This window comes from Sphingomonas sp. G5 (assembly GCF_052660795.1).
Genome location: NZ_CP109660.1, coordinates 1,343,572 through 1,367,451, shown reverse-complemented (window position 1 = coordinate 1,367,451; position 23,880 = coordinate 1,343,572). Strand labels below are relative to the sequence as shown.

Sequence of the window (23,880 nt, the reverse complement as noted above, 5' to 3'; positions counted from 1 at the left end):
CACGATCGTGCGCGCCGCGGCGGAGCGATGCCGCCGGCGCGACGCGCGCCCCGACGGGTCAGGCGCCGTTGCGCCGAGCGACCCACCCGGCCAGGAGGGCGTGCGAGAGCGGCGCGATCGAGACGATCATGAGCATCGTGCCCAGCACCGCCTGCTCGGCCTGCAGCAGCACCCCGCCGATGAGCAGGCCCGTGAACAGCACCGACGAGACCACCCGGCGCACCATCCGCTCGAGATCGCGCATGCGGCGCTCGATGCGCGGGGTCTGGACCGACACCGAGCCGTCTTCGAAGCGCGAGATGAGGTTGTCGGCACGGCGCGGGAGGCGCGCGGTGACGGCAGCCACCGCCCCGACTTCGCGGACGAAGGCCTGCGCGGTGTTCCCACTCTCCTCCCGGATGAGGCGCTGCGCGTAGGGCTCGACGGCGTCCCAGATGTTGAAGGCGGGATCGAGCGCGCTGCACATGCCGCTGGTGAGCGACATCGCGCGCACGATCAGCAGGAAGTTCTCGGGCAGCTGGAACGGCAGCGATCGCACGACGTCGCCGAACTCGATCGCGAAGGCACGGAACTCGCGCGGGTCGACCTCTTGCAGCTCGGCGAAGCCCATCCCGCCGAAGCGGGAGAACAGGCCCGTCATCGCGCGCTCCAACTGCACGGTGTCGGCCGAGGGCAGCAGCACGCCGACATCGCGGATGCCGTCGACCAGGCCCTTTCCGTCGCGCGAGGCCGCCGCGATGAGCACGCGGCGCAGGCCGCGGCGGAGGCTCGGCGGCACCTCGCCCATCATGCCGAAGTCGATGAAGGTGAAACGCCACGCCGGTGTGCCGGCGTCGGTCGTGCCGCCGAGCGGCGTGACGAAGACGTTTCCGGGGTGCGGGTCGGCGTGGAAGAAGCCGTCGTCGAACAGCTGATCGAACATCACGCGCGCGAAGCGGGCGGCGACCTCGGACGGATCGATGCCGGCCGCGCGGAGGGCGTCGACGTCGTTGATCTTGATCGCCGTGACGTCTTGGAGGGTGAGCACGCGGCGGGTCGTGCGCTCCCACACGACCTCGGGGACGGCCACTCCGTCGGGCCCGCCGAAGTCGGCCGCGAAGCGCTCGGAGTTCGCGGCCTCGTGGAGATAGTCGATCTCTTCGAGGCTCGTGACGGCGAACTCCTCGACCAGGGAGGGCATGTCGACACGATCGCGCACCAGGGCGACCTTGCTGAGCCACACACCGACCTTGCGGAGGGCGCGCAGGTCGACGTCGACGATGCGGTCGATGCCGGGCCGCTGGATCTTCAGCACCACGGCGCGCAGGCCGGTCTCGGCGGCGAGATCCTCCGTCAGCACGGCGCGGTGCGCCTGGCCCAGCGACGCCGCGGCGAGAGGCCGTTCATCGACGCTCGCGAAGGCGCGCTCCAGCGGCATCCCGAGCTCTTCCTCGGCCCGAGCCCGCATCTGCACGAACGGGACCGCGGGCACCTCGTCTTGCAGCCCCTCGAGCTGCTTCGTGATGGAGGGGGGCAGGACGTCGAGGCGAGACGACATGAATTGCCCAACCTTGATCATCAGACCACCGAGGTCGACCGCGAGCACGTGGAAGCGTTGGGCGATGCGTTCGAGCCGCCGGGTACGACCCCGGGCGGAGATCCACCCGAGGCCGAACCTCGGCAGGAACAGCTCGAACCACCAGGCCTGCACCAGGTAGCGCGCCGCGAAGCGCGTGATCCGCCGGTAGCGGGCCTTCATGAGGGCGTCGTCGGTCATCGATTCTCCTGGATGCCGACGGGCGGGAAGCCCCCGTCGATCGGGCGTGACCTCAACCCTGGGCGAGGATGGAGTAGAGCTTACGGCGGGCCTCGTCGAGGATCTCGACGGCTTGCGCCACCTGCTCTTTGTCACCCGTGCGTGCGACCTGGGCCGCTGCCTGCGCGAGTTCGACGCCCGCCTTGGGCAGTGCCGTCATGCGGCCGCTGTCGCGCGAACCGGCCGACTCCCACGGGGCGGTGCGCTCGGTGGTCTCATCTCCCGCCGCGGCGCGCCCCTCGGCGGTGAGCGAGTACGTCTTGCGGCCGTTCGACTCCTCGGCCTGCACGAGGCCCTCGTCGGTGAGCAGCTGCAACGTCGGGTAGACAGAGCCGGGGCTCGGCTTCCACGAGCCGCCGCTGCGGTCCTCGATCTCGCGGATGATCTGGTAGCCGTGCATCGGCTGCTCGAGCAGGAGCGAGAGGACGGCCGATCGCACGTCTCCCTTGTTCATGCGCGGCGTCGAGGCGGTCTTCTGCTCGAACTGCGTGCGCAGCTGCTCGAGACCCTCGAGGATGTTGGACATCGGCCAGCCGGGGGTGTTGCTCCCACCTCGCCCGCCGAACGCGTCTCCCAGGAATGAACCACTCATGACGACCTCCTTCGCGCGGACCCGACCTGAGTCAGCGATACATAACGATATATCGCTGACGCAGAGCGCGGGTCACCGTCGAGGGGATTCTCAGTACCAGTTCATCGCCTGCGAATGCCCCCAGGCGCTGCACGGCGTGCCGTAACCGCGGGAGATGTAGTCGAGGCCCCAGGCGATCTGGGTCGCCGCGTTCGATTCCCAGTCGGCACCGAACGACGCCATCTTGCTGCCGGGGAGCGCCTGAGGGATGCCGGTGGCCCCACCGTCGTTGTTGTAGGCCTTGTAGTTCCAGCCCGATTCCTTGGTCCACAAAGACGAGAGGCAGGAGAACTGGTCGCTCCCCCAGCCGTACTTCTCGGACGCGAGCTGCGCGGCGTACGCCTTGGCTCCGTCTGTGGTGTTGACGCGGGCGAGAGCCGCCGCGGCGTCGGCCTGGCGCTGCGCCTCGGCGGCAGCTGCGGCCTCGGCCTGGCGCTGCGCCTCGGCGGCGGCGTCGGCGGCCGCCTTCTCTGCCTTGGCCTGGTCCAGGCTCCCCTGGACCTCTGCGACACGGGCGCTCACGCGCTCGGTCTCGGTCTGAGCGTTCTGACTCAGGGCGGGAACGAGCAGCACGGGGAGCAGGTCGCGCGAGGTGAGCCGATCCACGGCATCCTGCAGGGCACTCGTGTCGATCGAGGCGTCGCCGATCGCGAGAGGGAGTCCGGTCGCGGCGACGTCAGCCTGCACCGCGTTCGCGCTCGAAATCGCCGTCTGCGCTCCATCGAGGGCGGTGCTCGCCCCCGCGGTGACGGCGTCGAGGGTCGGCGCCGTCGACACGGGCACCGAGGTGCCGGGGGCGGAGAAGGAGGAGGCCGACGCGTCCGGCAGGGACAGCGGGGACGCCATCGCGAGGCCGGTCGTCGCGACCATGCCGAAGGCGAGGCCGGCACAGGTGGCCGCCGTGACCAGGGTGCGTCGGGCGCGGTTGACGTGGGTGAGTTTGATGTCGGAACGCAGCAAGAGAGATCTTTCGTCGGGGGCGCGCTCGTCGGGATCGAGCGCGATGTCGTGCCGTCGGGTCGGCACGGGCCACGAGTGTGGGTGCTGGTTCTGGACGTTATCTTTTCGTTACCTGGAAGACCGGTGGGAGCCGAGTGCCGGTCGCCCCGCGAGGCACAGGGCCTGAGCCGATGAGTGCGTCTGTCGTTCACCGCCATCACGGGAAGGCGAAAATAACCGCGTGAACTGGGATTATTCGACAGGCTCATCGACCCGGATCCGTCAGTGTCCGCTGAGCGTCCCCTCGCGCACAGCGAAAGGCCGATCCGGCGAAGGAAAAATCTCGCCCGATCGGCCTTTCGACATCGGATCTCGCCGTCGGATGGCGTCCGGCGGACTAGCCGCGGTGCGCCCGGTAGTAGTCGAGCAGCGCACGCGTGGAGGAGTCCTGGGCGGCCAGGGCCTCGTCGTCGCCCTCGATCGCGGGGGCGATCTGGAGGGCGAGCTGCTTGCCGAGTTCGACACCCCACTGGTCGAAGGAGTTGATGCCCCAGATCGTGCCCTGCGTGAAAGTGATGTGTTCGTAGAGCGCGATGAGCTGACCGAGCACCGAGGGGGTGAGCGACGGCGCGAAGATGGATGTCGTCGGGCGGTTGCCGGGGAAGGTCCGGGCCGCGACGAGAGCTCCGGTGGTCCCCTCCGCCTCCACCTCTTCGGCGGTCTTGCCGAACGCCAGCGCCTTGGTCTGCGCGAGGAAGTTCGCCAGGAACAGTCCGTGCACATCGCGACCGTCATCGGCGCGGGGGTAGGCCGGGTTCACGAACGCGATGAAGTCCGCGGGGATGAGCCGCGTGCCCTGGTGAATCAACTGGTAGAAGGCGTGCTGACCGTTGGTCCCCGGCTCACCCCAGAACACCTCACCCGTGTCGGTCGTGACGGGCGTACCGTCCCACCGGACGGACTTGCCGTTGGACTCCATCGTGAGCTGCTGCAGGTAGGCCGCGAAGCGGTGCAGCTGCTGCGCGTAGGGCAGCACCGCGTGCGATTGCGCGCCGAGGAAGTTGTTGTACCAGACGTTCAGCAGTCCCATGAGGACGGGTACGTTCTGCTCGACCGGGGTGGATGCCACGTGCTCGTCGACCGTGTGGAAACCGGCCAGGAGCTCGCGGAACACGTCGGGACCCAGGGCGATGGCGAGCGACAGCCCGATCGCCGAGTCGACGGAATAGCGTCCGCCCACCCAGTCCCAGAAGCCGAAGGCGTTCGTCGGGTCGATTCCGAACGCTTCGACCTTGTCGAGCGCGGTCGACACGGCGACGAAGTGGTGGGCCACGGCGTCGGTGCGGGCGGCATCCGTGTCGTCGATCGTGCCCTTCTCGGCGAGCTGCGCCCACAGCCAGTCGCGAGCCAGGCGGGCGTTCGTCAGGGTTTCGAGCGTGGTGAAGGTCTTCGAGGCGACGATGAAGAGGGTGGTCTCGGGATCGAGGTCAGCCGTCTTCTGCGAGATGTCGGTGGGGTCGATGTTCGACACGAAGCGCGCGTGGATGCCGGCGTCGGCGTATGGCAGCAGAGCCTCGTAGACCATCACCGGGCCCAGGTCGCTGCCGCCGATGCCGATATTGACGACGTGCGTGACCTTCTTGCCGGTGACGCCGCGCCACTCGCCCGAGCGCACGCGGTCGGCGAAGGCGCTCAGCCGGTCGAGCACCTCGTGCACGTCGTGATCGATCTGCTGACCGTCGACGACGAGCGCGGGCTCGGCGCCGGCGGGCCGACGCAGAGCGGTGTGCAGCACGGCACGGTCCTCGCTGGTGTTGAGATGGGCACCGCGGAGCATGTCGGCGAAGCGCTCGCGGACGCCGGTTTCATCGGCGAGCGCGAGCAGAGCATCGAGGACCTCGGGGGTGACGAGGTTCTTCGACAGGTCGACGTGGAGGTCGCCGACCGTGCGGGTGAGGTCGCGCGTACGGTCGGCGTCGGCGGCGAACCATCCGCGCAGATCGGGGGTGAAGCTCTCGCGCAGGGCGCTGAGGCGGGACCAGGCGGAGGTGGTGGTGGGGTCGATAGGCGCAGTCACGAAACCCACGCTAGCGACCTCGGACGATCGCCACGCCGCGGATGACGAAGTGCGCCTCACGCGCTACGACCGGGCCGGCGGCCCGGATCGGTCGCGGGCGCCCGCGGCGGCGTCGGCCAGGGGGATCTCGCGCGATCCGTCCCAGGGCTCCGTCCACCCGAGGCGGTCGAACAACCCGTCCAGCACCATCGCGGTGAATCCCCACACCGTCTGTGGGCCGCGTGCCGTCTGCAGGGCGAAGGCGGGCCCCCGCCACTCTCGACCATCACGACGCAGCACCGTCACGCCTCGGCGTTCGGGATCGAGCAGATCGGCTACGGGGGCGCGGAAGACCTCGGCCGACTCCGCCGCATCCACGGCACGGACCGGGGTCGGGCGCGCCCACCATCCGATCACCGGAGTGACCTCGTGGCGAGAGAAGGCCAGGGGCAGCGGCTCGAGGGTGCCCAGCACCTCGACACCGTCGGGCTCGAGCCCCGTCTCTTCGCGCGCTTCCCGCAGCGCCGCCGCCACGGCATCCGCGTCTTCGGGATCGACCCGGCCACCGGGGAACGCGACCTGGCCCGGGTGAGCGCGCAGGGTGCTCGCCCGCGCGAGCAGCAGCACGTCGAGATCGCGCGGGACGGTGCGCGAGACCCGGCGGCTGGGTACCCCGTCGAGCACACCGAAAAGGATGAGCACCGCGGCCGCTCGTGCCTCGCCCTCGACGGGTAGCGCCTGCAGCGCCGGGGAGACGTCGCCGAGACCGCGCGCGAGCAGGGCCTCGAGCTGGGCGCGGGGTGAGGGCATTCCTCGAGGCTAGCCGCGTCGCCGGCAGGCCGTGTCGAGCGATGCCGTCAGCGGGAGCCGTTGCAGGCCAGGCCGTCTCCATCGCCGTCGAGCTTGTAGATGTCGGAACCCACGACCCGGGCGACGCCGTCGAAGTAGGACGGGCCGTTGCCCTTTCCGCCCGCGCAGTCGACATCGGAATCGATCGGCACGCACGCGTCGGCGTAGTTCGGGTCGCATCCGCCCCCGCCGCCCGACGCCTTCTCGACCGGAGCGGGAGGAGGCGGAGCGACGAATGTCCCTCGTGAGGTGACCTCGGAGACCGGCGCTCGTCCGACGGATTCGCTGATCAGTACCCGCTCGGACTCCACACCGTCGATCGTCGTGACGCGGAACACCGAGACCTTCTCACCGTCGACGCCCGGCGTCGAGATGCGCGACTGCCCCGACGGGATCGTCGCGTCATCCACGGTCGCCCGCTCGAACGGTACCGCGGAGGTGACGGATTGCTCGGAAACGACGACGACGGGTGTCGGTGACGGCGTCGCGGACGGAGAGGGTGCCGACACTCGACGGGCGTTGTCGGTGGCGGCCGGATCGGCAGCGGAGGTCGAGGACGAGCACCCCGAGACGAGCAGAAGCGCTGCCGTCACCGCTGTCAGCATGGAGACGGACCGCCCCCATCGGGTGAGGCGCGGGCGCGCCACGGCGCGATCGTTCACAACGGTCATCGAGATGTTCCCCCCAGAACAGGAGCCACGCCCCTTCGCGTCGCCACGGCTCAGCAGACCAGATCGGGGTCGCGGACGCAAGCGCAACCCCGGCCGCCTCGCTCACCTCGTCGCTTCGCGTCGTTTTCGCTGCGCTCCCTGACATCAGCGGCCGCCGGGCATGGCGCCCGCGGTCGGGGTGGTGGTGGTGTCGACGCGCACGCCGAGGGCGACCGTCCAGCCAATGGAGTTGTCGCCGGTCGCGGTGGCGAGCTCCAGGGCTCCCCCGTCGTCGCCGAAGACGTTGTCGCTCTCCAGCGACACCCGGGACAGATTGGATGCCGAGGAGGGATACGCCGCGTCGGCGTAGACCACGTCGCACGCGGCCTGCGGCAGGGCGACCTGCGAGGTGGCGATCGCGTTCGAGGCGTCGGTGATGGCATCCACGTTCGGGTACACCTCGAAGTGAATGTGCGGCCACCGGCCGTCGTAGCAGCCGGGGAAGATCGAGGTGAACGACACGACACCGTCACTCCCGACCACCTGGACGCCGCGGAGGTAGCTCTCGTTCTCGATCCCCGAGGAGTACATCGAGTAGCGCCCCTGGTCGTCGCAGTGCCAGACGTACACCGCGGCCCCCGTGAGGGGCACGTCGCCGGTGGCGGTGTCGAAGATCGTGAGGTTCAAGGTCATGGGAACGCCCGCGGCCGTGGCTCCGCCGTCGAGGCTCGAGCGCAGGTCGCTGCGGACGATTCCGGACTGTTCGAGGATGTCGGGGCCGTTCGAACCGTCGCCCGGGTAGGGGCCGGCGGTCTCGTCGGGGATCTCGCCCGAAGGAAGAGCGGCGGCCGCACTCGTCGCGGTGGCGCTGGGGGTCGCGCTCGCCGTGGGCGTCGCTGTCGAGGTCGCCGTCGCGGCCGTCGTGGCGGCGCCGGAGGCCGACGGGGCGCACGCGGCCAGCGTGGCGGTGCCCGCGCCCAGCACGACCAGGCCCAGGATGCCGCGCCGCGAAACCAGCGTGCGGATGTCGAAGGGCGCGCCCTGATCGACGACGGGCTCGTCGGCGCGGTCGAGCAGGCGACCTTCGTAGGCGGGACCGTCGGGGGTCATCTGGGTGTCGGGGATTCTGCTCATGGTCTGCTCCACTGGTCGCTGCGGGTGTCGATGAAGCGACGATGACGCAGCGACCCTGCCCCCTCCCTCACCGAATCTATGGACCGGCTATGCGCGCTGGATCCGCACGGTATTCACCGTCCCCGACCCCGGTGCGCGTGTCAGGATGAACGAGGGAGGTACGCGATGACCGGAACGCTGCACGCCGTGACCCTCGTCGTGAACATGCCGATTACCAAGATCGACGCCCTCGACGCGATCGCCTTCGCCGCCGACGGAGGCGTCGACGGTGCGGGCACGATGAGCCCGCGCGTCTGGCTCGCCCCGCACGCGTGGGCCGAGGTCGAGATCCCCAAGTTCGCCGATCCCCCGCCGTTCGCGATTGACGTGTACTCCGACGTCTCGGGCGCGGTGGCGTGGGCGCAGGCCCGCCGCCTGCTCGACGCCCTCGAGCGCTTCGGCTGGAACGTGAGCCCGCCGCGCGCGGGAGTGCAGTGAGCGAGGCCGCCGCACCGCGGCCGCGACTGCTCTACGTCGAGGACGACGCCGAGATCGCCGCGATGACGCTCGAGGTGCTCCGCGAGACCTACGAGGTCGCGCACGAGGCCGACGGGCTCGCGGGCCGCGATCGGGCGCTGCGCGACAGCTTCGAGGTGATCCTGCTCGACCGGCGTCTTCCCGGCCGCGACGGCGCCGAGATCGTGCGCGACCTGCGCACCGCGCACATCACGACCCCCGTGCTGCTGCTGACGGCGCTGGGGGCGGTCGCCGATCGCGTCGAGGGACTCGACGCCGGAGCGAACGACTATCTGCTCAAGCCGTTCGACTTCGACGAGTTGCTCGCCCGACTGCGGGCGCTGCGGCGCGGCTACCGGGCCGAGGGACGTCGTCGGGACGTTTCGGACTGGACCTATCTCCCCGACACGGCCGTGGTCTACGGTCCCTCCGGCGAGCGCGTCGCCCTCACCTCGACCGAGAACGCCGTGCTCGAGCTGCTCACCCGGAGCCCCGACCACGTCTACTCTCGCGAGGAGATCGCCCGCGCGGTGTTCTCGTCTCCGGATGCCGTGACCACCGTCGACACGTACGTGCATTACCTGCGCCGCAAGACCGCGACCGACCTCGTCGAGACCGTGCGCGGGCGCGGGTATCGCGCGGGGGCCGAGCGGTGAGCGCCGACGACGACCGGCGGGTCGTCCGGCGGGCCGCCCTGCGGGTGGGCACGCTCGTCGCGGGCGCGTCGGCCGTCGCGATCGCCGTGGGGGTCGGCGTTCTCGTCTCTGTTCTGGTGGCGCAGGCGCGCACCGAGGGCAGCGGTCGGCACGGCCCGGGCGGCGCACCGACGGGCGATCGCTTCGTCGTCGACCTCGACGACGTGCTGCCGTGGGTCATCGGCCTGGGCCTCGTCGGGGTCGTGGTGCTCGGGCTCGTCGGCTGGGCCGCGGCTCGCTGGTCGGTGCGACCACTCGATGAGGCCCTGCGCCGGCAGCGCGCGTTCGTCTCGGACGCGAGCCACGAGCTGCGCACGCCCCTGACCGCCCTGACGAGCCGCATCCAGATCGTGCAGCGTCGCCTGCACCGCGGAGAACCCGCCGACGAGCCGCTGGATCAGCTGCGGCGCGACGCGCAGATCATGGACGACGTGCTCGCCGACATGCTGCTGACCGCCGAGGGCGAGGTGCACACGGGCACCGCGCGGGTCGACGACAGCGTGCGTGCGGCGACCGACGCCCTCGCCTCTCTCGCGGATGACGCGGGCGTGCACCTGCGTCCAGGCGCGCTGACGAACGCGACGGTCGCGATGCCGGCGGTCACCGTCGTGCGCATGTGCACCGCCCTGCTCGACAACGCCATCGGGCACACGCCCGCGGGCTCGGAGGTCACGATCACCGCCGACGCCGACGAACGCGAGGTCGTCGTGCGCGTGGAGGACGGGGGAAGCGGCATCCGCGACGACGATCTGCCCCGCATCTTCGAACGCTTCGCGCGCGGGGCGGAGTCGGGCCGGCGCCGCGGCTTCGGGCTCGGGCTGGCGCTCGTGCGCGAGGCGGCGACCCGCTACGGCGGCAGCATCGAGGTGGAGCGCACCTCTCCCACGGGCACGGTGTTCGCCCTGCGACTCCCCCGCGCCAGCTGACGAGCGGACTCAGCCGACGAGCGCGTCGTGGAACGCCGACACCTCGACCCGCCCGGCGAAGCGACGCGTGCGGCCGTGTTCCCAGACGATCCCGGATGCCACGGGGGCCACCGGCAGCCAGTCGAGGTCGTCGATCCCGGCGATGGCCGCCACGGTGGCCCAGGCGTCGGCGGTGGTGAGGTCGTCGGCGACGATCGTCGCGCTCACGGGACCCGCGAGGTGTACGCCCGTGCGCGGATCGACGAGGTGCGCGCCGCGCTCGGACGTGCCCGAAGTGGCCACGGCCCCGTCGACGACCTCGACCGTGGCCAGCAGCTCCCCCTCGTGGGTCGGGTGCGCGATGCCGATGCGCCAGACGTGCTCGCTCGTCGCGGCCGTGCGCAGGCGCATGTCGCCGCCCACGTTGACGCCGACCGCCTCGATCGCGCCGTCGGCGAGAAGCTCGTCGAAGGCTCGGGTCGCGGCATCCGTCGACCATCCCTTCACGTACCCGGTCGGGTCGAACCACCCGCGCCAGTGCGCGTCGAAGCGGCCGCCGCTGCGCTCGCGCAGGTCGCGGCAGTCCGCTGCGACCTCGGCCACCCGCGGATCGACGTCGCCGAGCTCGAGACCGTCGTCGCGCAGCCGCGAGATGTCGGAGTCGTCGCGGTAGGTCGAGAACACCCGTTCGTCGTCGCGCAGGCGCGCCACGCACGCGGCGATTGCCCGCTCGACCCGCGCCGTGCGCTCGCCGATGACGGTGATCGAGGCGACCGTCCCCATCACGGGTTCGACGACCGTGAACCCGCCGGTCATGCGCGGGCCCGGTCGAGGGCGGACTGCAGCGAGGTGCGGTACCCGGTGCTGGTGTAGGTGGCACCCGAGACCATGTCGACCTCGGCGCTCTGCGCCTGCACGGTCTCTTTCACCAGCACGGGAAGGGCGCGGGAGTTGATCTGCTGGTCGCGTCCGCTCTCGGAGGGGTACTGCGGCACCTGCACGTCGGTGATCGCGCCGCCCGACACGGTGATCTGCACCTGCACGGGACCGAAGCGGGTGTTCGCCGCCTGGCCGGTGTAGGTGCCGTCGGTGAGGCCGCTCGACGAGGTCTGCACGCTGGACGATCCGCTGGAGGTCGAGCCGCTCGAGGTCGAGCTCGAACCCGAGGAGGTGGATGCCGAGGGACTCGGCGTGGTCTTCGGCACCGTCGCGACACCCGACGAGGGGGCGTCGGCGAGCGCGCTCGTCGACTCGGGGACCGTCGAGGTGCGGTAGCTGAACAGCAGCACGAGGCCGGTGACGGTCGCCATGAGGGCGTAGACGATCTTCTTCATCGGATTGTCCTCAGACGGTGAAGGCTTCGAGGTGGACGCGCTCGGCGGGGACCCCGGCGCGGCGCAGGTCGGCGCGCACGGCATCCATCCACGGCTGGGGTCCGCAGAGGAACACGTCGGTGTCGGCGGGGTGCGGCGAGACGTAGCGGATGAGGTCGGCCCCGGCCCACGGGGCGTGCGAGGTCGGTAGCCACGACGAGGTGGTCAGGGCGCGACGGCCGGGCAGCGGCGCGTGGCGCAGGCCCCGCTCCCGCACGAGGTGATCGATCGCGTCGGCGCGGAGGGCGTCGGCGGCGCTGTGGTCGCGCACGATGAGCGTCGCCTCGCCCGGGGCCCAGTCGGCCTCTTCGAGCATGGCGACCAGCGGCGCGACTCCCGCACCCGCGCCGATCATGAGCAGGTGTCCGCCGCGGCGCTCGTCGGCGGTCATCGTGCCGTAGGGGCCCTCGATGAGCACGCGCGTGCCGGGGCGGAGCGCGGCGAGCCGCTGCGTGCCGTCGCCGACGAGGCGGGCCGAGATGACGAGCTCACCGCCGGCCGGGTCGGTGGCGAGCGAGAAGGGGTGTCCGCGCGTCCAGCCCGCCCCGTCGAGGAAGCGCCAGACGAAGAACTGTCCGCCTCGGGCCTTGAGGGCGTCGATCCGGCGCCCGGTCATGCGCACCGAGACGCCGCTCTGGCCGTCGCGTTCGACGGCGCTGACCCGGATGCCGTGGCGCAGCGACGTCGCCAGCGGAAGCCCGAGGCGGAAGACGACGACTGTCGCCACGGTCACGCCCCACATCGCCCACCAGTAGACGGTGGCGGCGGGCGAGACGGTGAAGTCGGCGCCCGTCCACAGCATGTGCGGAATAGCGAGGCCGACGCCGAGGTAGCCGTACAGGTGCAGCAGGTGCCACGACTCGTACCGCAGACGCTTGCGCGCCTTGCGCACCGAGGTGACCACGACCAGCAGCAGCAGGGCGGTCCCCGCGGTCGCCAGCAGCATGCCCGGGTACTCCCACACGAACTGCCACGCCTGCTCGAGGGGGTTGATACCCGCCTGCACGGCGTAGCCGAGGATCTGCAGCCCGATGTGCGCTGTGAAGAGGGCAAACGACCAGAAGCCGACGATGCGGTGCAGGCGGGTGATGCCGTCGCGGCCGAAACCGCGCTCGAACAGCGGCACGCGGGCCATGAGCAGCACCTGGTAGAAGAGCAGGTTCGCGGATGCCAGGCCCGCGGCGCGACCGAGGGAGTTGAGCGAGTCGACTCCCCCGGCCAGCAGCGACTGCACCTCGCCACCCGCGACCCAGACGGCCACGACGACGAGACTCGTCGCCCAGATGACGACGATCGCGGCGAGGTTCCACAGCGGCCGGGTATTCGGCCTGCTCCGCGAGACCTGGCGAGCGCGGCGCACGGTGGCGACGGGCGGGGCGGCGAGGGCGGGTGCGGTGGCCATGCGGTCAGCGTGCCCGCGTGCTCCCCAGACGGCTCCAAGAATGCGGCGCACGGAGGTGATGCATAGGAATTGCGTAGGTTACGGCTTCGCCCGCGCCGAGTCGGCTACCTCGCGACGGGCGTGCTGAAGAGGTTCACGACGTTGCCGTCGGGGTCGTGCATCAGGGCCGACCGATTGCCCCACGGCATGGTGGTCGGTTCGAGGACGACGTCTCCACCAGGCGCCTGAAGCGCGGCGAACGCGGCGTCGACGTCGGCGACCTCGAACTCGATGAACACGGACCGGTTCGCGGCGGGCACGAGGGCTCCGTCGAGCATCGCGACCGTGGCGGTGCTGGCGATCGCGAGGGTCGCGCCGGGGCCGCTGAATTGCGCGAAGACGGGGGCGGGCCGCTCGGCCCGCTGACCGGTGACCCGCTCGTAGAACGCGACGAGCGCGTCGAGGTGATCGGTGACGATGCGGACGGAGGCGAACGACATGGGATTCCTTCGGTGAGGTCGGTGGAGGGAAGCTCCAGCCTCACCGGGGAGCGCGACACCGTCCTGTCGGTGTTTCGCGAAGTCCTTTCCGTTCAGTCCTCGATCACCGACCGCAATCGTCCGTACGGGATCGCGAGGTCGGCGGCACGCAGTGCGCGCTGCGGGGGTCGCTCCTCGGTCACCTCGATCGCCAGCATCCGATCTCCCCGGAAGGCTCGGACCCCGTCGCGCAGTCGACACCACGCGATGAGGTACCACTGCCCGTCTTTGCCGATGGACCCGAGGGGCTCGACCTCTCGAACGGACTCGGTGCCGCCGGCATCTTGGTAGCGCAAGCGCACGACGCGGTCGGCGCGCAGGGCTGCAGCGAACTCGGGCGGGGCGACGACCTCGTCCTCACCCTCGAGAAGGTGAACGCGTGAGGCGAGGGCGCTGGCGCGCGCCGCCTCGCCCTCCGGCATGACCGCGAGCATCTTGAGGGCTGCCGTGCGGGCGGAAAGCCGAAACGGGCTGCGCCCGAGGGTGCCGAGCCCGATCAGTACCGCGAGCGCCTCGTCGAGCGTGAACCCGGCCGGGCCCAGCGTGGCGGACGCGTCGATCACATACCCACCGGTGCGGCCGGGCTCCGCCCAGATCGGCAGACCCGATTGCTGTAGCGCCGAGAGATCCCTTTCGATGGTGCGCACCGACACCTCGAACCGTTCCGCGAGACGACGAGCACTTCGCGGTCGCGGCGAGACGGCCCGCAGTTCTTCCACCAGGCCATAGAGACGATCGGTGCGGTTCACTCCCCCATCATCGGACGCCTCGTCGCCCGGAGCACTCCGCGACGCCTCAGTGAGGTACTGGCGCAGATCACGCCTGGAAGGATGCCGTCACCCGTCTCGATGGGCGGGGACGAGCGGATCGGACATTGCCCGACCAGTCGACTTACAGCGTAAGCTGATGCCGTGGAACACGAGAGCATCGAAGACTCGCCTCCGCGCCGTTCTCGTGTGCAGTTGCAGGAGTGGGTGCAGGAATTCGTCGATCTCGGGCACCCGATCGCCAGCCGGATCCGCGTTGCGGAGCAAGAGGACGCGGACGGACGCGACACCGGCCTCGTCGTCGTCGAGCTCATCCACGGCGGCGGATGGGTCTCGCTCGAACCCCGCGGATACGACGATCCCGTCTGGCAGGCCGCCCTCACCGGTGGGGACGACGACGTCATGCTGTCGCCCTACGCGCTGGCGGGGCTCGCGGCCGACCTCGTCGTCGCCGGCAACCTCTGCGCTTACCTGCAGTGGAAGTCGCTGGAGTGGGACCGAGCAAGCGGACGCCACATGGCGGGAGGGGCGAAAGATGCCTCAGGATGACGCGCACGAACTCCTGTCGAACATCCTCGACCGTTGCGCCGCCATGGAACGCCCGTTCTGGGAGGTCAGCGCCGAGAAGAGGGCCGAGGTGGCGCGCAACTTCGGGTCCCCCGCCGTGATCATGCGGGTCAGACACGCGGCCGACGAAGATCTGCGCATCGCCGGCGGGGCCGATCTCTTCTTGGGAACGGCGCTGTTGGCCGAGATCGCGATCGAGATCGCGGAGCAGGCGCACACGGGCCGCAGTCGGACGGAGGCCGTCTCCGCCCTCCGCGCACGCCTAAATGCTCTCCTCGGGCCAGCAGCCCACCCCGAAGACGCACCCGATCGGCACCGCGGATGAGGCGCGGGCCGGCCACTACTGGGACAGCTCACGGTCCAGTCGGTCCAGAAGCGCCTCGAGCGATTCCTCGAACTCGTCCTCGGAGCGATCCCTGCTGAGAAGACCGCGCAGTCGCTGCACGTGAGGAGTGTCTGCGAGCTCCTTCTCGGCGTCGCCCTGCCCGATCGCGGCTCCGCCCTCGTTGAGAGGTTCCTCGACCGGCGCGGTCTCGGCGCCGCGCACGGCCGCTTCGAGGAGCAGGTTTCCGAGCAGGAAGCTGCTGAACGAGCGGTAGGCCCTCACCGCCCGCTCATCGTCGAAGCCGAAACCGATCATCGCAGTGAGGAAATGCTCCACCACCTCCACGCTCCGCAGCGGCGGGCGCAGCCAGGGTGCCGCCGGGTGACGAGTGGCGACAAGGGGGAACGCCTTCGGGTGTTCGATCGCGATGCGACGGACTTCGTGGGCGACGACCTGGAGATACCGCTGCCACCCGTTGTCTTCCGCCACGAGCAGTGCGTCGGTGAGACCCCCCATGAGCCGATCGACGACGCCCTCGAGGAGATCCTCCCGGCCGTTCACGTACCGGTACAGCGACATGGCCTCGACCCCGAGCGCTTTGCCGAGATGGCGCATCGACAGCTCGTTGAGACCCCGCTCGTCGATCAGCGACAGGGCCACATCGAGGATCGCGTCCCGGCTGAGCCGAGGGGTGTTCGTCCGTTCGGTGTCCACGATGTTCTCGCCCATGTCCCACTCTCCGTGCGTAGAACACCATCGTGGCCGAGATCGGCTCCCCGAGGAGGTAGCTTGCCCCTCGAGCGAGGCGTGCGCTAGCCCGCCGTCGTCGGAGTCAGTCGTCGAGACCGACCAGCACCGCGCTGCGTTCCCATAGCTGCCGCGCGACCAGGGGGTCATCGGCGATGCGGCTGGTCGTGGCGGGTTTGTTGTTCGAGTAGAAGCCTCCGGGGGTCCAGTCGACACCGGGCTTGCCGAGCGCGAGCCAGGTCAGACGTGCGCCGCCCACCGCGGTCGAGGTCATGAGGCTCTTCGCGAGCGGGCCCCCGTAGAGGAACTTCCACGGTCCATCGCTCGACGATCCGAAGTTCGAGGCGATGACCCCCGGGTGAAAGGCCACGGCCGACACACCCTGGTCGCCGAACCGGCGGTTGAGTTCCTTGGTGAACAGCACGTTCGCGAGCTTCGCGTTGCCGTACGCCGCGGTCGAGGAGTAGCGGCGCTCGCCCTGCAGGTCGTCGATGTCGAAGCGGGGGAAGAGTTTCGCCGCGGCGCTCGAGGTCTGGATCACCGAGGCGTCCGACTCGATGAGGCGCTCACGCAACAGGTTGGTGAGCAGGAATGGCGCGAGGTGGTTGACCTGGAACGTCGTCTCGTAGCCGTCCTTCGTCAGGGTGCGCTCGCCGAAGACGCCGCCGGCGTTGTTGGCGAGCACGTCGATGCGAGGGTATTTCTCGAGGAGGGATGCCGCGAGCTCCCGCACCTGCGCCAGGTCGCTGAAGTCGGCGACGAAGGAATCCACCCCGAGCGACCGCGCGACGCGGGCGGTCTTGTCGGGATTGCGCCCGACGACCACGACCTCCTCGCCCACCTGCGTGAGCTGCTTCGCGGCTGCGGCGCCGATGCCGTCGCTGGCTCCGGTGATGACGATCGTGCGGGTCATGCGTACCTCCTGGTCGATGTCGCCACGCTAGTGCGGGCACCGATGAGAACTCCGGGGCTTGCTCTCGGCATCCACTGTCGCGGAGAACTCACAGCCCGCTCCCAGCCCCACGGGACCAAAACCGACGTGCCCCGCGTTCTTACCCGTGACGCCCGCCACAGGGCGACACGACGAAGGGATATGCACCGTGAGCACGGAGTACCGGAAGACGTCGGAGGCGCTGAGTCGCCTCACCGACCGCCAGTTCGCCGTCACGCAGGACGACGCCACCGAACCGCCGTTCCGCAACGAGTACTGGGACAACCACGAGGACGGCATCTACGTCGATGTCGTGTCGGGACAGCCGCTGTTCTCCTCGACCGACAAGTTCGAGAGCGGCTCGGGGTGGCCGAGCTTCACCAAACCGATCGACGACGCCGCCGTCGTGAACAAGACCGACCGCTCGCTCTGGATGACACGCACCGAGGTGCGCTCATCCGGAGCCGACAGCCATCTCGGACACCTCTTCGACGACGGCCCCCGGGACGCCGGCGGACTGAGATACTGCATGAACTCGGCGGCGATGCGCTTCGTGCCCGTCGGCGAGCTCGAGGCACAGGGCTACGGCGCCTACCTCCCCCTGTTCCGAGAGAGCCGGGCCTCATGAACCTCTTCCCCTTCCGCAACCGCAAAAGGAGCACCACCATGACCAGCGGACCTTCCGACACTGGCGAGATCACCCGCCGCCCCGGCACCGAGACCGCCGTCCTCGCGGGCGGATGCTTCTGGGGCGTCGAAGACCTCATCCGGCGCCAGCCCGGTGTGCTCGACACGCGCGTCGGCTACACCGGCGGTCAGAACGATCACGCGACCTACCGCAACCACCCCGGTCACGCAGAGGCCGTCGAGATCCTCTTCGACCCGACGCAGACCTCGTACCGCGACATCCTGGCGTTCTTCTTCCAGATCCACGACCCGTCGACCCTGAACCGTCAGGGCAACGACATCGGCACGAGCTACCGCTCGGCGATCTTCCCGCTCTCTCCCGAGCAGGAGAAGGTGGCGCGCGACACGATCGCCGACGTCGACGCGTCGGGCATCTGGCCCGCCAAGGTCGTCACGACCATCGAGCCCGAGGCGCCCTTCTGGGAGGCCGAGCCCGAGCACCAGGACTACCTGGTCCGCATCCCGAACGGGTACACGTGCCACTTCGTGCGCCCCGGCTGGGTGCTGCCCAAGCGCGAGGAAGCCTCGGCGTAAGTCGAGGACGAGGGCCCGGATGCCGCGGCATCCGGGCCCTCGTCGTATCAGCCGACAACGGGGCTGCGCCGCTCGATGAGGACCGTGTCGCGCCAGACGCCGCCGGCGTCGCGGGCGATGCGCTCGCGAAACCCGACGGTGCGGAACCCGTGGCGCGCATGCAGGGCGAGTGAGGCGTGGTTGTCGGCGAAGATCGACGACTGGATGGTCCAGACGCCGTCGCCTTCCGTCGAGGCGATGACGGCCTCGACCAGCAGGTGACCGATCCCCCGTCCGCGAGCGTCAGCCTCGACATAGACGGAATGCTCCACGACTCCGCGGTAGACGCACCGCGACGACACGGCCGACACGGCCGCCCAGCCGACGACGCGACCGTCGATGACCGCGACGAAGCGATGCGCGGCCAGCTTGCCGGTATCGAAGTCGTCCCATGTCGCCGGGGGCTCCGTCTCGAAAGTCGCGTGGCCGGTCGCGATGCCCTCGGCGTAGATGCGGCGCACCTCCGGCCAGTCCCTCGTGGTGAGCGGGCGCAGCGAGGCGCTCACGCGCAGCAGGACCCCGCGTCGGTCGTGCAGACGCCCGTCTCGGGCAGCACGAGATCGACCTGCCGCGCGGCAGCTCGGTCGCCCGCGAGTTCCGCAGCGATCGACCGCACCTGCTCGTACCCGGTCAGCAGGAGGAACGTCGGCGCGCGACCGTACGACTTCATGCCGGCCAGGTAGAAGTCGGGCTCCGGATGCGTGAGCTCGGCGACGCCGTGCGGCGGTACCGATCCACACGAGTGCAGATTCGGATCGATCAGCGGGGCCAGCGCGCGCGGCGCCTCGACGATCTCATCGACACCGAGGCGGATCTCGCGCAGCATCGACAGATCGGGGCGAAAGCCGGTCGCGTTGACGATCACGTCGACCTCGAGGGCGAACGGCTCCCCCGACCGTCGACCCGTCACCCGCACTCCGTCGTCGACGACGCACACGTCGTCGATCTCGAACGAGACGACCTGCTCGACCCGGCCGTCGGCGACCAGGTCGTGGACCGCCGTGCCGAGGCGTCCGCGCGCGGCGAGGTCGTCGGCGGCGTCGGCGGCCAGGCGTGCGGTGCCGTCGTTGCGCACCGCCCACGACACACGCGTCGCCGGATCCTCCTCGGCGAGAGCGGCGAGGGCGATCAGGGTGTTCGCCGCCGAGTGCCCCGCACCGACGACGAGCACGCGACGACCGACGAAACGATCGCGGTCGCGTCCTCGCACGTCGGGGAGCGCCGTCGTCACGCGATCACCGAGGTCGTCGTGCGCGAGACCCGACGACAGCAGCGACCGCGGCGAGCTCGTGGTGCCCGAGGTGTCGATGACGGCGCGAGCCGTGGCATCCGTCGTCTGCTCGGCCGTGCGCAGTCGCAGCACGAAAGGAGTGGCCGCCCGACCCACCGACCGCGTGCGGTCCATGCCCTGGCGGGCCACGGCCTCGACGCGCGTGCCGTACCGGATGACGGATGCCAGGGCGGCGGTGCGCGCGAGGGGTTCGAGGTAGCCGTCGACCAGCTCGTCTCCGGTGGGGAGTCCCTCGGCATCCGGGGCGGTCCACCCCTCGGCCTCGAGCAGGCGACGCGCGGCGGCGTCGACGACGTAGCGCCATGGCGAGAAGAGACGGGTGTGCCCCCACGCGCGAACGGCCGCGCCGGCGGTGTCGCCCGCTTCGAAGACCACGACCGGCAGCCCGCGTTCGATGAGGTGCGCGGCGGCAGCCAGGCCGACGGGGCCGGCGCCGATGATCGCGACGGGCAGACCCGCGCGGCGATCGGCCTCGAGCCGCGGCGGGACCGTGAGGGTCAGGCTCATGCGTCGACCCCGAGCTCGCGCAGCAGCGTGGTCACCCGCGCCTTGATGTCGTCGCGGATGGGGCGTACCTCGTCGAGACCCTTGCCGGCCGGGTCGGTCAGCTCCCAGTCCTCGTAGCGCTTGCCGGGAAAGATCGGGCACGCGTCTCCGCAGCCCATCGTGATGACGGCGTCGGAGGCACGCACGTCGTCGGTGAGCAGCAGCTGCGGCACCTCGGAGCTGATGTCGATCCCCTCTTCGGCCATCGCGGCCACCGCCATCGGGTTGAGAGCGTCGCCGGGAGCGCTGCCACCCGAGAGCACGCGCACGCGGTCGCCGCCCAGGGTGCGGGCGTAGCCCGCGGCCATCTGCGAGCGGCCGGCGTTGTGCACGCAGACGAAGAGGATCGTGGCGGTGTCGGACATGACGTTTCCTTCGAGTCGGGACGAACGGGAACAGCATGACGCAGTACATCGACGTTCGTCAATATTGACGTTCATCGATGAGCCAGCGATGATGGATGCCATGACCCCCGGTATCGCTTTGCCCCTGCTCGACGCCCCCTGCTGCGTCTCATCGGGCGATGCCGCGATGGCCCCCGCCGAAGCGGAGACCCTGGCGAAGACACTCAAAGCGCTCGCCGATCCGGCTCGCCTGCGGATCGTGTCGATCATCGCCGCGCACGACGCCGGCGCCACCTGCGCGTGCGACCTGCAGGAGCCCCTGGGCCTCTCGCAGCCCACGGTCTCGCACCACACGAAGGTGCTGGTGGATGCCGGCATCCTGACCCGCGAGAAGCGCGGCACGTGGGCGTACTTCTCGCTCGTGCCGGGCGCTCTCGACAGCGTCGCTGCGGCAATCGCGCCCCGTCGCTGACGTTCGCAACCCCCGGTCCGCCCGGCTCGACCCTCCTTAGGCTCGCCCCATGAACGACTACGACGTCATCGTGGTGGGAGCCGGTCTCGCGGGGCTGCGCGCCGCGACCCGGCTGGCCGAGGCCGGGCGCGACGTCGTGATCCTCGAGGCGAACACCGCGGTGGGCGGGCGTGAACGCACCGACATCGTGGACGGTTTCCGCCTCGACCTCGGGTTTCACGTGCTCAATCCGGCCTACCCGGCCGTGCGGCGCTGGGTGGACATCGACGCCCTCGCCCTGCGGCGGTTCCCGGTCGCCGTCGGCGTACGGCTCGATGACCGGATCGCTCGACTGGCGCACCCGCTGCGTCACCCGTCCGCATTCCCCGAGACACTGCGCAGCGGACTCGTTCGCCCCGCCGATGTCGCCGCCCTTGCGCGATGGGTGGGCCCCACGCTGCTGTCGGCACGGGCCGCCAAGAAGGGCCGCGATGTATCGCTCGACGAGGGCTGGGACCGGGCCGGCCTGCGCGGCCCCCTCCGCGAAGCGGTGCTCGAGCCGTTCCTCGCCGGGGTGATCGCCGACGACCGCCAGCGGACGTCCGACGCCTTCGTGCGCCTGCTGATCCGCAGCTTCGCGCTCGGGCGTCCGGGCGTTCCCGCCGCGGGGATCGGCGCCCTCCCCGCGCAGCTCGCCGACACCGCGCGACGTGCGGGTGTCGGCATCCGCCTCTCGCACCGCGTCGTGTCGACCCGGCGGCGCGCGCGCGGCTGGCACATCGGGGTGGAGGGTCGGGATGCCGTGACCGCCCACACCCTCGTGCTCGCGAGCGGCCTGGACCACGCCCTCGACGCCCCGCACCCTCCCACGCGGGGCCTTCAGACCTGGTGGTTCGCCGCCGAAGAGGCCCCATCGGGCGATGCCGCGCTGCGGGTCGACGGCCGTCGCCGCGGGCCGATCGTCAACACCGCGGTCATGACGAACACCGCGCCCACGTACGCCCCACGCGGGCAGCACCTCGTCCAAGCCACGTGCGTCATGCCGTCCGCCGCCACCGAGCACGAGGTGCGGCGTCAGCTCGGCGACGTCTGGGAGGCCGACACCCGGCCGTGGCGTCTGCTGCGACGCGACGACATCACCCACGCGCTCCCCGTGCAGGATCCGCCTTTGCGCCTGCGCCGCCCCGTGCGGCTCGACGACGGTCGCTACGTCGCGGGGGACCATCGCGACACCGCGTCGATCCAGGGAGCGCTCGTGTCGGGGCAGCGTGCCGCCGAGGCCGTCCTGGCCGACCTCGGGGGCTGAGCCGGGGCTCGCACCCGGCACGGAATGCGCGCAGCCACGGCACACTGGAGGCATGCCCGGTCTGCACCCCTCGACGTCTGGATCGCCCACGCGGACGAGCTCGACGATTGGTCGTGGCTGTTCGCGCGGCTCGGATGGAACTCGGACGCCTCGTGGACGGGTGGCGCGACATTCGCCGCCGGCGCCGTCTACATCACCGTCACGACGACCCCGAACACCGCGAATTTCCCACACGACCGGCGGCGTCCCGGTCTGAACCACCTCGCCTTCACGGGTGGGACCTCGGCCGAAGTCGACACGCTGATGGCGGAGGCTGCAGCGCACGGTTGGCGGCCCCTGTATGCCGAGCGGTACCCGCACGCCGGCGGTGCGCAGCACTATGCCGGATGGCTCGAGAACGCCGCCGGCTTCAAGGTCGAGATCGTCGCGGTCTGAGCGCGCCGCGAACGCTACCGGCCCCGCGCCGCCAGCGCAGTCAGCGCGTCGCCGGTCACACGACGGGTCGTCCACTCGTCCATCGCCTCGGCGCCGAGCGCGCGGTAGAAGCCGATCGCGGGCTCGTTCCAGTCGAGCACCGTCCACTCCAGGCGCGAGTAGCCCCTGTCGAGGCACTCTGCCGCGAGCGCGGCCAACAGGGCCACGCCGTAGCCGTTGGCGCGGTACCGCTCGTGCACGTAGAGGTCTTCGAGCCAGATGCCGTGGCGTCCGGTCCAGGTCGAGTACGTGAGGAACCAGATCGCGATCGCCCGGATGCCGCCCTCCGGGCCATCGACCACGAAGGCGAACGCGCGCGAGTCGTCGCCGAACAGCGTCTCGGTGAGCATCGCGACGGTGTTGTCCACGGCATCCGGTTCGCGTTCGTAGTCGGCGAGCGCCTGGATGCACGCGAGGATTCCCTCTTCGTCTCCCGCACGGGCGGGGCGCAGCACGGCGCCGTCTTTCAGGTCGGTCATGACAGGGGCTCCCAGCTCTCGGCCGCCACGCGGCGGAAGTTCCCGCCGAGCACGGCGGCGACGTCGGTGTGGTTCCATCCTCGCGCGGCGAGCGCTGAGCCCAGGAGCACGAAGGTCTCGGGCGGCATCCACTCCATCGGTCCCCACCGGGTGTAACTCGCGTCGTACAGCTCGGGCATGCGCACGATCTCGTCGCGAAAAGTCTCCCAGTCGAACGAGAAGTCGGTGCTGACGCCCACGTGCTCGATACCGACGATCTCGACGGCGTGCTCGAGGTGGCGGATCATCGCCTCGAGGGTCGGGGTGTTCGGCCCGAGGAAGATGCCCACGCCCGTGATACCGACGACTCCCCCGGTCGCGGCCGCCGCGCGGGCTTGGTCGTCGGTGATGTTGCGGGGGTGCTCCCACACCGAGCGCATGTTCGAGTGGCTGAAGACCACCGGCCGAGTCGACACCGCGCACATGTCGAACGTCGTCCGCGCGCCCACGTGCGAACCGTCGGGCACCATGCCGCACGTGTTCATCTCGGCGACGAGGGCGCGGCCCCACGCGGTGAGTCCGTCGTCGGCCGCGTCGAGGCACCCGCCGCCGGCGCGGTTGGCGTGGTTGTAGGTCGGGCCGAGGGTGCGCACCCCCTGCGCGACGAGGGTGGCCACGGCATCCAGATCTCCGCCGAGCGGCCCGCTGTCTTCGAGGTCGAAGGCCACGGCGGTGTCGCCACGCGCCGAGATCCGGTCGATGTCCGCCACCGTGGCGGCCAGCTCCAGCCCGTCGACCGCGTCCACCTGGGCGCGGAAGGAACGGAGGAGGGATGCCGTGAGCTCGGGCGCATGGGGTGCGTAGCCGACGTTGACCGAGACGTAGCCGCCCCCGGCCCCGCGATACCGCCGCAGGTCGCCGAGGTCGGCGGACTCGACGAGCTCGACGCAGGCATGCTGATCCCAGAGCAC

At 70.6% G+C, this 23,880-nt stretch carries 29 protein-coding genes; 10 read left to right on the top strand and 19 right to left on the bottom strand.

Annotation, left to right across the window (positions count from 1 at the left end; all coding sequences use genetic code 11):
* Positions 1-58 precede the first annotated feature (58 nt).
* The 7 genes from NE358_RS06665 to NE358_RS06635 all read right to left on the bottom strand — a co-directional run bounded on the left by NE358_RS06665 (position 59) and on the right by NE358_RS06635 (position 8,054).
* Positions 59-1,756: an ABC1 kinase family protein gene (locus tag NE358_RS06665; protein ID WP_289942429.1), complete on the bottom strand. Its 1,698-nt coding sequence runs from the start codon at positions 1,754-1,756 to the stop codon at positions 59-61.
* A gap of 52 nt (positions 1,757-1,808) precedes the next feature.
* Positions 1,809-2,387, bottom strand: a complete 579-nt coding sequence (locus tag NE358_RS06660; RefSeq protein WP_103210829.1) for a PadR family transcriptional regulator — start codon at positions 2,385-2,387, stop codon at positions 1,809-1,811.
* A 90-nt stretch (positions 2,388-2,477) separates the two neighbouring features.
* Positions 2,478-3,452 carry an aggregation-promoting factor C-terminal-like domain-containing protein gene (locus tag NE358_RS06655; protein ID WP_289942428.1) on the bottom strand — a complete coding sequence of 325 codons (975 nt, stop codon included), beginning with the start codon at positions 3,450-3,452 and terminating at the stop codon, positions 2,478-2,480.
* 310 nt (positions 3,453-3,762) lie between these two features.
* Positions 3,763-5,442 carry a glucose-6-phosphate isomerase gene (gene pgi / locus NE358_RS06650; RefSeq protein ID WP_289942427.1) on the bottom strand — a complete coding sequence of 560 codons (1,680 nt, stop codon included), beginning with the start codon at positions 5,440-5,442 and terminating at the stop codon, positions 3,763-3,765.
* 63 nt (positions 5,443-5,505) lie between these two features.
* Positions 5,506-6,231 (bottom strand): NUDIX hydrolase, encoded by a 726-nt coding sequence (locus NE358_RS06645; RefSeq protein WP_103210828.1) that lies wholly within the window; start codon positions 6,229-6,231, stop codon positions 5,506-5,508.
* Between the two features lie 47 nt (positions 6,232-6,278).
* Positions 6,279-6,941 carry a G5 domain-containing protein gene (locus NE358_RS06640; RefSeq protein ID WP_246077961.1) on the bottom strand — a complete coding sequence of 221 codons (663 nt, stop codon included), beginning with the start codon at positions 6,939-6,941 and terminating at the stop codon, positions 6,279-6,281.
* 144 nt (positions 6,942-7,085) lie between these two features.
* Entirely contained in the window at positions 7,086-8,054 is a 969-nt protein-coding gene (locus NE358_RS06635; RefSeq protein ID WP_289942426.1) for an intradiol ring-cleavage dioxygenase, read from the bottom strand.
* A gap of 165 nt (positions 8,055-8,219) precedes the next feature.
* On the opposite strand from NE358_RS06635, the gene NE358_RS06630 reads away from it, so the two are divergent.
* From NE358_RS06630 to NE358_RS06620, 3 genes are read left to right on the top strand one after another with little or no spacing between them, the layout of a single operon-like run.
* A complete protein-coding gene (locus tag NE358_RS06630) occupies positions 8,220-8,531 on the top strand; it encodes a hypothetical protein (RefSeq protein ID WP_289942425.1) in 312 nt (103 codons plus the stop codon).
* Positions 8,528-9,205 carry a response regulator transcription factor gene (locus NE358_RS06625; protein WP_116238289.1) on the top strand — a complete coding sequence of 226 codons (678 nt, stop codon included), beginning with the start codon at positions 8,528-8,530 and terminating at the stop codon, positions 9,203-9,205. Before NE358_RS06630 ends, NE358_RS06625 begins: the two co-directional genes overlap by 4 nt.
* Positions 9,202-10,170: a sensor histidine kinase gene (locus NE358_RS06620; protein ID WP_289942424.1), complete on the top strand. Its 969-nt coding sequence runs from the start codon at positions 9,202-9,204 to the stop codon at positions 10,168-10,170. The genes NE358_RS06625 and NE358_RS06620 overlap by 4 nt, the downstream gene beginning before the upstream one ends.
* A 9-nt stretch (positions 10,171-10,179) precedes the next feature.
* Here the strand turns inward: NE358_RS06620 and NE358_RS06615 are convergent, their stop codons facing one another.
* From NE358_RS06615 to NE358_RS06595, 5 genes are all read right to left on the bottom strand, one after another.
* Positions 10,180-10,965: an FAD:protein FMN transferase gene (locus NE358_RS06615; protein WP_116238291.1), complete on the bottom strand. Its 786-nt coding sequence runs from the start codon at positions 10,963-10,965 to the stop codon at positions 10,180-10,182.
* Positions 10,962-11,483 carry an FMN-binding protein gene (locus NE358_RS06610; RefSeq protein WP_116238292.1) on the bottom strand — a complete coding sequence of 174 codons (522 nt, stop codon included), beginning with the start codon at positions 11,481-11,483 and terminating at the stop codon, positions 10,962-10,964. The genes NE358_RS06615 and NE358_RS06610 overlap by 4 nt, the downstream gene beginning before the upstream one ends.
* A gap of 10 nt (positions 11,484-11,493) precedes the next feature.
* Positions 11,494-12,924, bottom strand: coding sequence for a ferredoxin reductase family protein (locus NE358_RS06605; protein WP_289942423.1), 1,431 nt, complete (start codon positions 12,922-12,924; stop codon positions 11,494-11,496).
* A 104-nt stretch (positions 12,925-13,028) separates the two neighbouring features.
* The gene (locus NE358_RS06600; protein WP_116238293.1) at positions 13,029-13,403 is read right to left on the bottom strand and encodes a VOC family protein; all 375 of its coding nucleotides are present in this window, start codon (positions 13,401-13,403) and stop codon (positions 13,029-13,031) included.
* A 92-nt stretch (positions 13,404-13,495) separates the two neighbouring features.
* Positions 13,496-14,191, bottom strand: a complete 696-nt coding sequence (locus tag NE358_RS06595; protein ID WP_103210821.1) for a helix-turn-helix transcriptional regulator — start codon at positions 14,189-14,191, stop codon at positions 13,496-13,498.
* 162 nt (positions 14,192-14,353) lie between these two features.
* On the opposite strand from NE358_RS06595, the gene NE358_RS06590 reads away from it, so the two are divergent.
* Both NE358_RS06590 and NE358_RS06585 read left to right on the top strand, forming a co-directional pair.
* Positions 14,354-14,758, top strand: coding sequence for a hypothetical protein (locus NE358_RS06590; protein ID WP_103210820.1), 405 nt, complete (start codon positions 14,354-14,356; stop codon positions 14,756-14,758).
* Positions 14,745-15,101, top strand: a complete 357-nt coding sequence (locus tag NE358_RS06585; RefSeq protein WP_289942422.1) for a hypothetical protein — start codon at positions 14,745-14,747, stop codon at positions 15,099-15,101. The genes NE358_RS06590 and NE358_RS06585 overlap by 14 nt, the downstream gene beginning before the upstream one ends.
* Positions 15,102-15,116: 15 nt before the next feature.
* On the opposite strand, the gene NE358_RS06580 is transcribed toward NE358_RS06585, so the two are convergent.
* Positions 15,117-15,830 carry a TetR/AcrR family transcriptional regulator gene (locus NE358_RS06580; RefSeq protein WP_103210818.1) on the bottom strand — a complete coding sequence of 238 codons (714 nt, stop codon included), beginning with the start codon at positions 15,828-15,830 and terminating at the stop codon, positions 15,117-15,119.
* A gap of 103 nt (positions 15,831-15,933) precedes the next feature.
* Positions 15,934-16,761: an SDR family NAD(P)-dependent oxidoreductase gene (locus tag NE358_RS06575; RefSeq protein WP_103210817.1), complete on the bottom strand. Its 828-nt coding sequence runs from the start codon at positions 16,759-16,761 to the stop codon at positions 15,934-15,936.
* A gap of 187 nt (positions 16,762-16,948) precedes the next feature.
* On the opposite strand from NE358_RS06575, the gene msrB reads away from it, so the two are divergent.
* Together msrB and msrA are read left to right on the top strand one after the other, a co-directional pair.
* The gene (gene msrB, locus NE358_RS06570; RefSeq protein WP_103210816.1) at positions 16,949-17,407 is read left to right on the top strand and encodes a peptide-methionine (R)-S-oxide reductase MsrB; all 459 of its coding nucleotides are present in this window, start codon (positions 16,949-16,951) and stop codon (positions 17,405-17,407) included.
* A gap of 38 nt (positions 17,408-17,445) precedes the next feature.
* Complete coding sequence (gene msrA / locus NE358_RS06565; protein WP_289942421.1) at positions 17,446-18,000, top strand: peptide-methionine (S)-S-oxide reductase MsrA; 555 nt, start codon at positions 17,446-17,448, stop codon at positions 17,998-18,000.
* Positions 18,001-18,047: 47 nt separating this feature from the next.
* On the opposite strand, the gene NE358_RS06560 is transcribed toward msrA, so the two are convergent.
* Genes NE358_RS06560 through NE358_RS06550 form a run of 3 tightly spaced genes read right to left on the bottom strand, consistent with a single transcriptional unit; the run spans position 18,048 to position 20,241 of the window.
* Positions 18,048-18,545: a GNAT family N-acetyltransferase gene (locus NE358_RS06560; RefSeq protein ID WP_103210813.1), complete on the bottom strand. Its 498-nt coding sequence runs from the start codon at positions 18,543-18,545 to the stop codon at positions 18,048-18,050.
* Complete coding sequence (locus NE358_RS06555; RefSeq protein WP_289942420.1) at positions 18,542-19,837, bottom strand: FAD-dependent oxidoreductase; 1,296 nt, start codon at positions 19,835-19,837, stop codon at positions 18,542-18,544. The genes NE358_RS06560 and NE358_RS06555 overlap by 4 nt, the downstream gene beginning before the upstream one ends.
* Positions 19,834-20,241, bottom strand: a complete 408-nt coding sequence (locus tag NE358_RS06550) for an arsenate reductase ArsC (RefSeq protein ID WP_103210809.1) — start codon at positions 20,239-20,241, stop codon at positions 19,834-19,836. Before NE358_RS06550 ends, NE358_RS06555 begins: the two co-directional genes overlap by 4 nt.
* Before the next feature lie 100 nt (positions 20,242-20,341).
* Between NE358_RS06550 and NE358_RS06545 the strand changes: the two genes are divergently transcribed.
* Genes NE358_RS06545 through NE358_RS06535 form a run of 3 tightly spaced genes read left to right on the top strand, consistent with a single transcriptional unit; the run spans position 20,342 to position 22,412 of the window.
* Entirely contained in the window at positions 20,342-20,692 is a 351-nt protein-coding gene (locus NE358_RS06545) for an ArsR/SmtB family transcription factor (protein WP_103210871.1), read from the top strand.
* Between the two features lie 49 nt (positions 20,693-20,741).
* The gene (locus NE358_RS06540; protein ID WP_289942419.1) at positions 20,742-21,977 is read left to right on the top strand and encodes an NAD(P)/FAD-dependent oxidoreductase; all 1,236 of its coding nucleotides are present in this window, start codon (positions 20,742-20,744) and stop codon (positions 21,975-21,977) included.
* A gap of 24 nt (positions 21,978-22,001) precedes the next feature.
* Complete coding sequence (locus tag NE358_RS06535; RefSeq protein WP_353853278.1) at positions 22,002-22,412, top strand: VOC family protein; 411 nt, start codon at positions 22,002-22,004, stop codon at positions 22,410-22,412.
* Between the two features lie 14 nt (positions 22,413-22,426).
* Here NE358_RS06535 and NE358_RS06530 read toward each other — a convergent pair whose 3' ends face one another.
* Both NE358_RS06530 and NE358_RS06525 read right to left on the bottom strand, forming a co-directional pair.
* A complete protein-coding gene (locus NE358_RS06530; protein WP_289942418.1) occupies positions 22,427-22,930 on the bottom strand; it encodes a GNAT family N-acetyltransferase in 504 nt (167 codons plus the stop codon).
* Positions 22,927-23,880, bottom strand: a complete 954-nt coding sequence (locus NE358_RS06525) for a dipeptidase (RefSeq protein WP_289942417.1) — start codon at positions 23,878-23,880, stop codon at positions 22,927-22,929. The genes NE358_RS06530 and NE358_RS06525 overlap by 4 nt, the downstream gene beginning before the upstream one ends.